The following is a 15595-nucleotide window of genomic DNA, read 5'->3' as shown; positions in this document are numbered from 1 at the left end:
TGATGAAAACAATCGCCCGCAGTGTAATGGGGATGACTGTGATATCAAGAATAATTCTCATATCTAACGTGACACCAGATGCCATATCAGCAAACCCCACACCCAGCATTGCCAGCATTGCCAGCATTAACCATAAGAAAAAGTGATTAGTCATCACGCTTCGTTATCACGTTGCTGGCAACATACCTCGTTTAATGCTCATGTATTGCCGCCAATAGAAATAAACACAAATTGATACAACAAATATAGATAAAGACATCATCCTCACGGCGAACAACCCGCGACGTCTCACCCAAATGTGGACAAAAAGCGTATTGCCGTGACACCAGGTGCGCTAAGTGATGGTAATTTAACATTATAATTAGTGTAATAATAATTTAATTTGAATATCAATGTCGCTAAGCCACTTAATACGTAAGATTATTGTCATATTTTTATTTTCAAAACATTTCAAAAAAGTTGGATTTTTAGTTAAGCCACACCTATAAATATCAAGAATTGGGTGAATATCATCCGATAACCTAATCCCCGCAGAAGAGGGATTCACAGCAATATTGTTAATCATATTTGACAACTACTGCTTTTTGTTTCTGAACCAGGTCAGCTTTAGCGCCCCCCTCTTTTTGTGTTGGTGGTGCATATCCCCATACGTCTCCCGTTCCGGTCCCGATCCGCCGTGAGAGGTATTAAGACAATGGTTGCAGATAAGCAAGAGGCTATTTCATGTCAGATATGAATGTTATTGCGGGAAATGCAAATATCCTGTCGCGTCATAGTGGTCAGTTCATCAACACCGTTCCTCAGGGAGCGACGAATGTCGAATTGCTGGAAAGCAGCACCGTCAGAATCTATGGCACACCCGACGTGGTGTCTCGCTATGAGCGTGTTGGCAACGATCTTATCTTGCACATGAAAGACGGTACCACCGTCCGCTATGAAAGCTTCTTTACTCTGGATGCCGCCGGTTATCACAGCGAGCTGGTTTTTGACGATGGCACCCGACTCATCCATGCACAGTTCTCCGGCGCAGCAGCGGCAGAAGGAGCGGCACTCGCGGCGGAAGCCGTTGCCCTTACGCCAGAATATACCGCGCTGGGTGATATGACGTCATTGCTGATTGGTAGCACAACCACCAGTACGCTTTCCACTGCCACACTGGGCGGTATTCTGGGTGCGGTCGCCATCGGTGGAGCTGCAGTCGCAGTCGCATCGTCGAACAATAATGACGAACCACCAATAACCCCGCCACCGCCAGAGTCCTTAACCGTTAACGCCTTCGCTGAAGATAATATCCTGAATCGTGCGGAGATCGGCCAATCCCACATTCTTAGCGGTAATACAAACGGTATCGGTGCGGGCCAAATCGTCACCATCACGTTAAACGGCGTGGTTTACACCACTACCACAGCCGTCGATGGTTCTTGGCGTTTTACACTGCCAGCAGATGCATTTGCTGGGCTACAAGACGGCATTTACACATTAACAGTGAGCGTGCCGGGTGCTAATGGTGTTATCCATGAGAAAAACCTTGACCTCACCATTGATACCCTGCCTCCAAATCTAACCGTTGATAAATTTACGGGCGACAATTATCTCACTGTCGGAGAACTGGCAAACGGCCAGATCCTCAACGGAACCGGTGAAGTAGGCCAGCGCGTCACCATCACGCTCAATGGGAAAACATATACCACGATCATTAATGCAGACGGTAACTGGACCCTGACCGTGCCCGCTGCAGACCTTCGCGCACTGAGCGAAGGTGAACACGCCTTGTCGTTCACAATTAGCGATAGCGCTGGCAATATCACCGTGGTCAACCGCACCATTATTGTCGACACCACGCCACCGGAGCTGTCCCTGTCACCGTTTACCGGAGACAACAGACTCACCGCCGATGAGCTCCAGTCCTCACAAGTTGTCTCCGGTACGGCTTCCTTATCGGATGTCGGCCAGACAGTGACGATAACGTTTAACGGCACAACCTACACGACAACAGTAGGAAGCGACGGCACCTGGAGCGTACTTATTCCTTCCGGTGATATTCAGGCGCTGACTAACGGCACCTACAATCTGGTGGCGTCATTAACGGATAAAGCAGGTAACACCACCACGCTGCCGCCGCAAACCATCACGGTGGACACCAACGCCGAGGCGGTCAACATCAGCATCGTCTCGACAGATGACCGCCTGAATGCCACTGAAGCCGGGCTGCCGCTCACGGTTAGCGGGACCACAGCTAACGTTGCTGCAGGCCAAACGGTTACCGTCAGCCTCACTGTAGCAGGAGTAGTAAAAACCTACACAGCAGTAACGGGAGCTGATGGCAAATGGTCTGTGAATATCCCCAGCGCCGACCTGCTTCTGCTGTCAGATGGCAGCCACACTCTCACGGCCAGCGTGCAGGGAATCAGTGGAAATACCGTCACCGCTAACCACACGCTGGATGTTCACATCAATACGCTCCCATCCATTACGCTGACACCACCGTTCACTGACAGCGTATTAAACGCCGCCGAGGCCGCGCAGGATCAGGTCATCCGCGGGGAAACGGGGATTATCGGCAGGGGCCAAACCGTCAGCCTGACGATCGGCGGGTACTATGTGACAGGAACAGTGGATGCAAGCGGGCACTGGACGGTTACGATCCCTAAAAGCGTGCTGCAAAATCTGCCATCAAACAGTATCAGCGCGCTGGAGATTGTTGTCCGCGATATCGCAGGCAACGAAACAACCTTGACGCAGAATATCACCGTGGATACGACGCCTCCGACGCTCACCGTCTCCGTTATCGCTCAGGACGATGTCCTCAATGGCGCAGAATTGGCTGTCAATCAGGTGGTCAGCGGAACGGCATCACTCAGCGAAGCCGGTCGCACGGTCACCGTTACACTGAATGGTAAACCCTACACCACTACCGTCGGCAGCGACGGAAACTGGAGCGTCACGCTGCCAACAGCCGATCTGGTCGCTATCGCGGACGGTAACCAGAACCTGACCGTTACGCTAACCGATGCCGCAGGCAACACCACAACGGTTACCCATCCGCTAACCATTGACAGCGGCACGACCACCGCGCCGACCATCACCATCAATAACTTCGCGGGCGATAACGTCATTGATGGCGCGGAAGTAAAAGTCAGCCAGCAGTTGAGCGGGACCACCACCCACGTTGAGGTGGGACAGGTTGTCACCATCAGCCTGAATGGGAAAACCTATCTTGCCACCGTGCAATCCGGCGGCGTTTGGAGCATCAACGTTTCAAGCGCAGATATCGCCTTGCTGGCGGACGGTGCGCACAGCATTAGCGTTAACGTGAGTAACAAAGCAGGCAACATCGCAAGCGGAAGCCAGAATATCAACGTCGATAAGTCTGGCGACAGCATCGCTATCAACATTATCGCCAGCGATAACCTATTAAGCCGGGCAGAATCCCTGCAACCGTTGGCGATCAGCGGGAACACCGCCAATGTCCCCGCGGGGCAGACGGTGACCGTGACGCTAAACGGGAAAAACTACACCACCACCGTTGCTGCAGACGGCAGTTGGACGTTGCAAATCCCCAGTGCCGACCTCCAGCTTCTGTCAGATGGCAATGCCACCGTGACCGCCAGCGTGACTGTTGCCGGAGGCGGTGCCGTAACGGATAGTCACACGCTCGGCGTCCACATTCATACCCTGCCACAACCGACGATTGATACCCCATTCGGCAACGGCTCACTGAACGGTGCAGAAGCGCTGGTCAACCAAACAATTACCGGCCACACCGGCATCAGCGGCGCAGGGCAGACCGTCGTCTTGTCCCTCGGCGGGAAGTCTTATACCGGAACGGTTGATACGGCAGGTAACTGGAAAGTCACCGTCCCTGCAGCCGATCTCCAGCAGTTACCGGAAGGAAACAACACGCTATTGGTGACCGCACAGGATGCCGCAGGCAATCAGGCGGGTAAAACGTTTGTTAGCCCAACCGACTTTACCGCGCCTACCCTCACTATCGGCACCCTTGCCGGCGATGACACTATCAACATGGTCGAATCGCAAAGCAACCAGACCGTCAACGGCACCGCCTCAATCAGTGAAGCGGGTCGCACCGTCGTTATCGCCTTCGATGGGCAATTCTATACCGGCGTTGTCGGTAGCGATGGCAACTGGAGTATCAACTTACCCACGGCAGCCCTGCGCGGCATGGCCGATGGCAGCTACACACTGTCTGCCTCTCTAAGCGATGTCGCCGGGAATACCGTCAGCGTCGAGAAATCCATTACGCTCAGCGCGGATCCAGCATTCCAGCCAACGATATTCGTTAATCCTTTCGTCAATGAGAATAACGTCATCAGCGCAGCCGATCTCAAAGTCAGCCAGTGGCTGACGGGTTCCAGCGCGAACGTGGAAACCGGCCAGGTTGCGACTATTCTTCTCAACAACAAGTTCTACTTTGCTGACATCAAAAGCGGTGGGAAGTGGAGCGTGGAAATCCCCGCCGCAGACATGGCGCAGCTTTCTGAAGGCACTGTCTCCATCAGTGCGCAGGTCGCGGATCAGGCAGGGAATGAGGGCAGTCATGAGAACTGGTCCAATGTTGATATGGATAATGACAGTATCTCCATCAGCATGGTCGCGATTGATAACCAGATCAACCGTCTGGAAGCATCACAGCCGCTGACCATTTCAGGTTCGACGGTTAACGTTACTCCGGGAGAAAGCGTTACCGTTACGCTCAATGGCAAGACCTATATTGGTACGATTGCCGCAAACGGCAGTTGGAGCGTCACAATCGAGAGCAGCGATATGCTCGCCTTGCCGGATGGCACAGCGACCATTACCGCCAGCGTCGCCAACCCTGGTGATATCCCTGTCACCGCTAGCCGTAATATTGATATCCATATTAACAACCTGCCACAGCCAACGATTGACCAGCCTTTTGGCGACGGCATACTCAACATCATCGAATCAGCCAGCGGACAGAACCTGACAGGGAAAACCGGGATTGCCGGAGGCGGCCAAAGCGTCATCGTTACGCTGAACGGCAAAACCTATACGGCAATCGTGGACAATCAGGGTAACTGGAATGCAGTACTTTCCGCCGCCGACCTGCAACTTTTGCCAACCGGCGTACAGACCATTCGCGTAGAAGCGACGGATACCGCGGGCAACAGCATACAGGGCATTCGCGATATTACCGTCGATACGGTTCGCCCTCTTCTGACGCTGAAACCGCTGACCAACGACGGCATCATCAACGCCGCTGAAAGCCTGAGCGATCAGACGATCTCTGGTAGTGCGTTACAATCGGATGCCGGACGTACCGTCCTTGTCACGATCAGCAACAAAAATTATCAGGCACAGATTCAGGCTGACGGCAGTTGGAGTACCACCATTCCTGCCGCCGATCTTCAGGCTCTGGCTGACGGCAATTACACCTTGACGGCAACATTGACTGGCGCGTCAGGTAACAGCGCTACCAGCACGGGATCATTAACGCTGGATGCCAATCCGGCCAATCTACCGCTGCTCACCGTCAACGCCATCGCGCTCAATAACATCATCGACGGGGGCGAAATCAACGTCGCGCAAATCATCAGCGGCAGCAGCCTGAACGTCGAGGCGGGGCAGCGTGTTACCGTGACACTCGGCGACAACACCTACACCGCAACGGTTGACAGCAACGGCCAATGGCGCGTCAGCGTGCCATCTGTCGATCTTATTCATCTGGCACAAGGCGCGCATACCGTCACGATTGGCGTCAACGATGTCAGCGGTAACCCCGCAACGCTTAGCCAAACGTTTACGGTGAACACCTCCCTGAGCGGTATCGCTATCGATACCGTCGCGGGCGATGACAAACTGAATCAGACCGAAGCCGCGCAAGATCTCACCGTCAACGGCAGTAGCCAGAACGTGGCAGCAGGCACCGCCGTTACGATTACGCTAAACGGAAAAAGCTACGGCGGCGTCGTACAACCGAATGGCTCCTGGAGCATCACCGTGTCGGCAGCCGATGTCAGCACGCTGGCCGACGGCACCTCAACCCTGACCGTCACAACGATAGACAGTACGGGGAATGTGTTAAGCGGCAGCCGTACGATCGAGGTATTCACGCACAGTAGCCCCATGCTAACGCTGAACACGCCATTCAGCGACGGTATACTCAATGCCGCAGAAGCAGGCGTGACTCAGACGCTCAGCGGCACAACCGGTATCGCCTCATCAGGGCAAACCGTCACAGCCACACTCGGCGGCGTGACGTACACAGGGATCGTAGATACGGCAGGTAACTGGACGATTTCTCTGCCTGCGAATGGCCTGCAAAATCTGCCGAATGGCACCACCGCATTGCAGGTAAGCGTCAGCGACGCAGCCGGAAACAGCAGCACCTTAACCAGTAACGTTACCGTGGCGCGTACACCGCCTACGTTGACGACGGGCAACATTGCTACCGACAACATTCTGAATAGCACTGAGGTGCAAAGCAGCCAGTTGTTCACCGGCACCGCCTCACCGTCTAGCGCGGGGCAAACGGTCACCACCACGCTGAACGGCAAAACCTACAGCGGTACCATCGGCGGTGACGGCACCTGGAGCATCACCATTCCGTCGGCCGATCTGAGCAACCTGTCCGATGGCAATTACAGCGTCGTGACTCGTCTGACCGATGCCGCAGGCAATACCACGACCACAACGCAAACCATTGTGGTCGATGCCAGCCCGCTCAACGCGCCGGTCGTCACGATTGGTACTTTTGCTGGCAACAACATTATTGACGGGGCGGAAGCTCGGGTCAGCCAGGTGCTCAGCGGCACCAGTAAAAACGTTGAGCAAGGCCAGACGGTGACGATTAGCTTCAATGGCAAGGCATATACCACACAGGTTCTATCGAACGGGAACTGGAGCACCACGATTTCGGATACCGACATGGCACTGTTGGTTAACGGCAGCCAGACGATTACCGTCAGCGTGAGCGATGTCGCCGGCAATACCGCAACATCCAGCAGTGCCGTCACGGTGAATACTAACGCGAGTGGGCTGTCTATTACGCCAATCACCGGGGATAACCAGCTAAACGTGCTGGAAGCGGCAAACGGCATTACGATTAACGGCGGTGCCGTCAACGTCGCGGCGGGCACGGATGTCAACGTCATCCTCAACGGGAAAACCTACACCGTACAAGTGCAGCCAGACGGAACCTGGAGCGCCACCATTCAGCCAGGCGATCTGCAAGTGCTGGGGGATGGCGTCATCACGGTTAACGTCACGGCGGTCGATCAGGCGGGAAATGCCCTGTCGGGGACGCAGCAGTTGGGCATCAGCATCCACAATCCACCGGTGGCATCGCTGCATATGCCATTCAGCAACGGTTATCTGAATCTCAGCGACGCTCAGGCCGGGCAGACACTCTACGGCACGACGGGCCTGCGCGGAGCCGGGCAAACCGTCAGCGTCACCATCGGCAGCACAGTCTACTCCGGCACGGTTGACAGCAACGGCAACTGGAGCATGCAACTGTCACCGAGCGTGTTGAACGCGCTGGCAGACGGTATACAAAATATTTCCGTTACCGTCAGCGATGCGGCAGGCAATACCTCTACCGTTCAGGGCAGCGCCTTCGTTGACTTGACCCCGCCGGTGCTGACCATCAATCCGATTGGCGTTGACGATATCATCAACATCGCGGAAAGCCTGCTGCCGCTGGAGATCAGCGGTACGTCGCCCATTAACGACAGCGGCCGCCCTATCATTGTTAACGTCACCATCAACGGGCAGATCTATCAGGGGCTAGCGCAGGCCGATGGCACCTGGAGCGTCACCGTGCCTGCTGGCGACCTGCAAAACATGCCGAACGGCATCACGGCAATCACCGCCAGCTTGACCGATGCGGCTGGCAACATCGGCACGGTAAGCCATTCGATTACACTGGATACCGACCCAGCTAAAGCACCGACTCTGACGATAGCCACGCTGTCGACCGATGATTACCTCAATCTGGCCGAATCGGGCCAGCCGTTGACCATCAGCGGTAGCAGCCAGAATGTAGAACAGGGCCAGCAAGTTACCATCACTCTCAACGGTGGAATTTACTTCGCCACTGTGGGTGCGAATGGCAGTTGGAGCGTAGATGTTCCTGCAACGGATGTCGGCAACATCCCTGACGGTAAACAAACCGTGAGTGCTAGCGTAACGGACGTGAGCGGCAACCCTGGTTCAGCAACGCATAGCATTACCGTCATCACCGATGCGGGTAACCTGCCAGCCATCACCATCGCCACCCTATCGGGTAACGATATCGTCAGCGCGCAGGATACGCAGTCTGACCTGCTCATCTCTGGTTCAACGACGAATGTCCAAGTGGGACAGCGTGTCACGGTGACGCTGAATAGCAAAACGTATCTGGCGACCATTGGCGCTGACGGTAGCTGGAGCACGACCATTCCCGCTAGCGATGTGCAAAATTTGCCGCAGGGCAATCAGGATGTTACCGCGACGGTCAACGACATCGCACAGAACTCGGCTACGGCTACCCATCCGTTCACGGTCGATACCGTCCCACCGCTGCTGTCCATCGACATGTTGGTTGACACCAGCGACATTGGTTTGGCGGACGCGCTAGCCGGACTACCGCTGAGCGGCAAGGCCGAAGCGAACCTTCTGGTCACGATCAAAGTCGGTACGGCAATCTATAACGTGGTCTCTGATAGTAACGGCGTGTGGCAAATCACCGTTGCGGCAAGCGACCTGCTGGCATTGGGTGACGGCGTGAAAACGCTGGAGGCCAGCGTGACTGACGGCGCAGGGAATGCCAGCGCCGCCAGCATTAATATCACGTTAAAAACGCAGTCGCTCCCGACGCTGACGCTGGATTCGCTCTATGACAATAACGTCCTGACTATCGCGGAGCTGGCGACGGCAACGACGATTGGCGGCAGTTACACCAACCTGCCCGTCGGGACAGTGATTCAGGTCACGATAGGGACTTACACCACGACGGGCGTGACGCTCGCGAGCGGTCTGTGGAGCGCTACGATTCCGGCCAATGCGCTGAGCATTCTGGCAGATGGCAACATGCAGGTCAGCGCGACGGTAACAGACAGCGCAGGCAATACCGGTAGTGCGAGCGGCACGCTGGATGTCGTCATCCACACCAATTTTGCCATCAGTATTGCGACACCGTTTGTTGACGGCGTGCTAAATCAGGCGGAAAGCACGGTGGACCAGTTGCTGACGGGCACAACGGGGCTCATCGATCCTGGTCAGAGCGTGTCCGTTTCCATTACCAACGGCACGATAACCACCACCTACAGCGCCACAGTCGCGGCAAACGGCCAGTGGAGTGTGACGTTACCTGCCGCCGATTTGGCTTCACTCGGTGACGGCACACACACCATCAACGTCACCGTCACGGACCATGCGGGCAATACCGGGTCAGGAAGCGGCACGTTCTCCAGCGTCATTGTGGGCGTTCCTGTCGCCTCGATCGATACCCCGTTCGGCGACGGTAAACTGAGTCTGGCTGATGCGCAGCCGGGCGCGACGCTGTCTGGGCAAACGGGGCTCTCCAGCAACGTGGGGCAAACCGTGTCAGTCAGCATTAACGGCACCAGCCTCCCCGCCACGGTGAATGCCGACGGCAGTTGGTCATTATCGCTGGACCGCCAGACGCTGATCGACCTGCCGGATGGCACGGTGAATTTCACCGTCATCGTGACAGACGCGGCGGGCAACACCAGCACCACAGCAGCCACGGCGAATGTGCTGACCACCACCCTGCCCGTGGCAACGCTGGACCTGCCGTTTGGCGACGGCATCCTGAACGCCACTGAAATTCAGGCCATCCAGACATTGACCGGTAAAACCGGCATTACCAGCGCGGGTCAGGAAGTCATCGTGACGGTGACCAATAAAACCACGCTGGTCGACACCACCTTTACCGCCACCGCTGACGGCTTAGGCGGCTGGTCCAGAGCGCTGAGCCCTGCCGATTTGGCGATCTTCACCGAAGGCAACTACAGCATTAGCGTCAAGGTCACCGACTGGGTTGGCAATACCAATACCAGCGCCTCGCTCGACGTGAGTTCGGCGCAGACGCTGCCCGCCCCGATTATCGACGTGGTGCCGTTCGGTATCGATAATATTCTGAGCGGTGCCGAAGCCGCATCCGCACTGACCTTCTCTGGCCGCACGCAGATTGGTGGCAACGGGCAAAGCGTTAAACTGGAGATCGACCTCAACGGCATTCGCTACACCGCAACGGTGGATGGTCTCGGCAATTGGTCCGTTACGCTGCCTCCTAACGCGCTGAACTCGCTGAGCGACGGCCAGCATACCATCACCGTCACCGCCGTCGATGCGGCTGGCAACGTAGGGTCCGCGCCGATCGTCTTTAACAGCGATCTCACGCCACCGACCATCACGCTGAATACGCCGTTTGACGATGGCTACATGAGCATCGCGGAAGCCGCTACGTTGGCGGGCAGGACGCTAAGCGGTACCGCGGGCGATGCGGTAAACGTGAGCGTCACGTTTGGCGGACAACCGCTTGTCGTACAGCTTAGCGGGGGAGTCTGGACCGCAACGCTCACCCCAATCCAGCTTTCTCTGCTTGCTGACGGTACGCAAAATATCAGCATCACGGCCACGGACAGCCTCGGTAACAGCAGCACGTTGAATTCTCAGGCCTACCTCGCGATTCAGGCCTCACCAACCATCACGATTTCAACCTTCGCCGGTCTGGACGGTCTTACCTATGCGGAAAGCCGGGCAACGCAGGCCGTCAGTGGGACATCGACCGGACTAGAGGTCGGCCAGAACGTGACCGTCAGACTGAATGGTCTGGACTACCAAACCAAAATTCTCAACGGTGGCTTATGGAGCGTTGACCTCCCTTCTTCTGCATTCCAGGTATTGTCCAACACGACCTATTCGCTTTCCGTCAGTGCGCAGGACCGGGCCGGGAACCCAACGCCAGCATCCAGCGTTAACTTTGCTGTTGACCTGACGCAAACTCAGCCCATCATGACCATTAACCCCATCTCGACCGACAACATCATCAATGCCGTCGAGATCAATGGCAGCGTCACGATCTCTGGGCGATCTATCGGGCCTACGTCATCACTGACTGCTGTAAATCTTCAAATCGGTTCGTCGACATATACGCCTGTCACCGACACCAACGGTAACTGGAGCATTACCATTCCAGCCCTGCCAGCCTTTGCCGGTCAGGGGGCGATTAGCGTAACGGCGTCATCAAATGACGCGACCCTGACCACAAGCGTCATCGTGGATACCGTCGCGCCCGATTTGAATATTGTCTCCCTGGCTACAAACAATGTGCTCAACGCAGCTGAAATGAGCACCGCGCAGGCGATTACCGGTACGGCCTCCGTCTCAGAGGCGGGACAAATTGTCACCATCGTCCTGAACGGTAAAACCTACAGCGCTCAGGTTTCGGCCCTCGGCACCTGGAGCGTCAATGTGCCAGCTGCAGATCTGGCACAGTTGGCCGACGGCAGCTACGTCATCACCGCGACGCTGGCCGATAAAGGTGGCAATACCACAACGGATACGCAGGTCATTACCGTTGATACCGATACCCCGTTGCTCAGCGTCACGCTGTTCGATGACAACATTCTGACGCTGGCTGAAGCCGTCGCGGGCGCAGCGATTACCGGCAGAGGCGAAGTCGGTGCCACCGTCACCTTAACCGCCGGGCCGCTGACGGGTACCACAACCGTCGGCCTCGACGGCAACTGGAGTCTTCCAATCTTGTCCGCCAATCTGCAAAATCTGATTGACGGGCCGCAGGTCATCGGCGTGACGCTGACCGATACGGCGGGTAATTCCGCACACCTTGATGTCACGCTGGACGTTGCTCTGAACAAAACGCTCGGCGCAGGCATTACCGATATCTTCGGTAACGATGGCATCCTCAATATGGCCGAATCACTGGTGACGCAGGTCATCAGCGGTAACGCGACCGGCAACTATCTGGGCGCCAAAGTCGTGATTAAAGGACTCGGTGCCGATTTGGAAGGCACCGTTGGAGCCAACGGGGCCTGGAGTATTTCGATACCTGCCGATCGATTCAGTCTGTTGAGCAACGGACTGTTGCAAGTGAGTGTGGATATTGTCGATTCACACGGCAACGTGAAGAATCAGTTGGTCAACATTGACGTGTTGAAATCCCTGCCAGTCATTGATTCTGTTGTGGCCTTCACGGATGGCGCGCTGAATGCGGCAGATGCCGCGACCAGCCAGATTATCAGCGGTATCGTCAGCAATGTGAATATCGCTGCTGGCGCAACGGTCGCCGTGACGTTGGGCACTAAAATTTACACTGGAATTACGGTCGGTGCAGGCGGTGCATGGAGCCTGTCCGTTCCAGCTCTCGATCTGCAAGCCTTGCAGGACGGCACGCTGGCGCTGGGCGTCGCGGTCACCGATCATGCAGGCAATACCGCCAACCAGATAGTGAACGTCCCGACGGTCATCAAGAACTTGCCGAGCATTACGCTAAATCCGGCCTTTGGCGATAGCCTGCTGAATCTGGGCGACCTGCTGGTCAACCAAACCCTCAGCGGCACAGCTACCGGTCTGGCAGGCAGAACCATTACGCTTAGCATTGCGGGTTCACAGACAGTCACCGCGACCGTCGGTCTGGACGGCAAATGGAGCGCCGCGGTTACCCCAAGCATACTGGGTATTCTGCAAGGGCTGGGCAGCGGTGATTTCACCGTGACCGCGACCGCAACAGACAGCGTGGGCAATAGCGCCAGCGGCAATGCTGGCATCAAGTTCGATTTCGCCCAGCCAGTGATTACGCTGAACCCGGTATTTGGCGGCGATGGTTTCCTCAACGCGGCAGAAGCGCTGGCGGCACAAACGATCAGTGGTGTGGTCACCAATGCCAGCGCCGGATCGCAGGTTGCGGTTACCCTTGGCGGTAAAACTTTCCTGTCTACGGTCGGGGCGGGTGGCGCGTTTAGTCTGACACTACAGCCGTCCGATCTCAGCACGCTGCTTGATGGCAACACCACGCTGAATGTGTCGATCACGAATACCTCTGGCAATATCGGCACGGTCAATAACGCCATCAATATTATTGCCAAAACGCTGCCGACGATTAGTCTTGGCTCACTGTTTGGCGGCGATGGTTTCCTCAATGCCGCAGAAGCCGCATTGACGCAGACGATTAGTGGCACCACCACTAATGCCGTCGCAGGATCGGCGGTTGTGATTCGCATCGGCACCCTGACGCTGAACGCGACCGTTGGCAGTGACGGCACCTGGAGCACCAGCGTCACGCCGCTGCAACTGTCCGGCCTGGCGAACGGCAACCTCACCGTCAGTGCCACGGTAACCGACCCGGCAGGCAACAGCACGGGTATCAGCACAGGCCTCAACATCGCCATATTGCCGCCGACGATTACCCTTAACCCGTTGTTCAACAATGGTGTATTGGATCTTCCTAGCCTGTTAAGTACCCAGCTCATCGGCGGGACCACGACCAATGTGCCAGCCGGCACCGCGATCAACGTCACGCTGGGCAGTAAAACCTACACGGCAACGGTTGGTGCAAACGGCGGTTGGAGCCTGCCAGTCCCTAGCCTCGACCTGAAAGCCCTTGCGGATGGCGTAACTAACGTCAGCGTTCGTTTGGTCGATGCAGCAGGTAACGTCGGCACGCAAACCGGTACCGTCAGCGTGGCGATTAACGGTCAACCGACGCTGACCATCAATCCGCTCTTTGGCGGTGACGGCCTGCTCAATGCTGTCGAGGCAGCGGCAGGTCAGATCATCAGCGGAACCAGTACCAACGCGATAGGTTCCACGATCCAGATCTCACTGGGTACCAAGACCTACTCTGCCGTGGTGCAAAGCAACGGTAGCTGGTCCGTCAGCCTGCCGTCACTCGATCTCAACGGTCTGACTGACGGCACGCTTTCCCTCAACGCCTCTCTGACCAACGCGGCAGGAAAAAGTACCAGCGCGGGGGCATCCATCGGCGTGGGCGTTCACACGCTGCCAACGGTCAGCCTCGGCTCCCTGTTTGGCGGGGACGGTTACCTGAATCTGGCCGAAGCAGGCATAAACCAGATCATCAGCGGGACCACAACCAACGCGGCGGGCGGTAGCGTCACGCTGACCGTGGGCGGGCTCGTGCTCAATGCCGCGGTCGCCAGCAACGGCACCTGGAGCATCAGCGTACCGAGCGCTAACCTGCTCAACATCGCCGATGGCAATTTGTCCGTCGGCGTCAAAGTCACTGACCGCTATGGCAACACCAACAACACCAGCAGCAACGTGATCGTGAAAACGCACCAGTTGCCGCAGTTGGGCATTGATGCGGTGGGGTCGCTAATTGGCAATACCGTTGGCCTGCTGGCAAACGGCGTCACCGTCAGCGGGACATCACGCTACGTGCAGCAGGGTGCCAAGGTGACCGTCACGCTGCTCGGCCAGACACTACAGGGTACCGTCGGTGCTGATGGTAAGTGGAGCGCGCATTTCACCAGTTCACTACTGGGGATCAACGTCCTGAACGTTGGCGCGATTTTGACGGCGCTGCTGGGAACGGCGGTTGAAGCCTCCGTCACCGATCAGGCGGGTAACTTCACCGGCGTATCCGCCGGATTAACCTCCGGTATCGCCCTCGGGTTACCGCTGATGAGCATGATGGCACTGGACGTTGACGATAGCAGCCTCGCGCAGGTGGCGTCACTGTCCAGCGAACCGCTCGATACCGGGGAAAATGCCGAGGTACAACCCCTTAATGTCAGCTCGAAAGTGGCGGCAGCTGCGCTCAGCGAGACGCACACCATCGACAATAGCGCCAGCACCGACGTGGAAGACAGCGTTTATGCCATCGGTGGCGTCGTTATCAATCTGGCCGACGGCAGTGTGCAAACGGGCGAGGATGTCGAAGGGGGTGAAGGCGACGATCTCATTACGCTCTCAACGCTCGATTTTACCCAGATCGATGGCGGCAACGGCATTGATACGCTGGTTCTGGATGGCACCGAGCTCAACCTGGATCTCACCGAGCTGGGGCTGAAAATCGACAACGTGGAGATTTTCGATTTAGGCCAAAACGGCACCAACAGCATCACACTGGATCTCGACCGCGCTCTGAATGTCACCGACCACCCAGAAGATGACTTACTGATCGTCGGGGGCGAAGGCAATCAGGTGAACCTGATCCCGGGCGAAGGGGCGTGGAGTACGGTAGGACAGCGCGATATTGATGGCCAACGTTTCGACGTCTACCACCATTCATCGTTGGATAACGCCAACAACCTGGGAGATGTACTGGTGCAGCAAGGCCTGCTCGTCAATATGGTGTAACGGTGTTTTAAGCGCTGGCTCGATCAAGGGCTGCTGCTTATACACAAATGCGGAGATCAACGCGGATTTTATCGCTATCCGGCGTAAAAAATTATGCTGAGGAGATAGCAGGTTTAGGATGAGCCGCATGGACGCGGCGAAAGCTTGCGCCACGTCGGGAACGTGTCGCAAGCGGTCCGTTAAACCTGATACCGCCGAAGGCACCGCGCCAGCGGCATAATTTCCGCCAAAAGCCTGGGGTCTCGGGGCGAGCGGCGTTTGA

At 56.5% G+C, this 15595-nt stretch carries 1 protein-coding gene; it reads left to right on the top strand.

Features of this window, described 5'->3' with window-relative positions:
• The first annotated feature begins 723 nt into the window (after positions 1–723).
• The gene (locus tag HP572_RS02710; RefSeq protein WP_240584725.1) at positions 724–15333 is read left to right on the top strand and encodes an Ig-like domain-containing protein; all 14610 of its coding nucleotides are present in this window, start codon (positions 724–726) and stop codon (positions 15331–15333) included.
• The last annotated feature ends 262 nt before the right edge of the window (positions 15334–15595 follow it).

The organism is Pectobacterium sp. PL64 (assembly GCF_022477975.1).
GTDB lineage: Bacteria > Pseudomonadota > Gammaproteobacteria > Enterobacterales > Enterobacteriaceae > Pectobacterium > Pectobacterium jejuense.
This window is presented reverse-complemented; position numbering and strand designations above follow the sequence as displayed.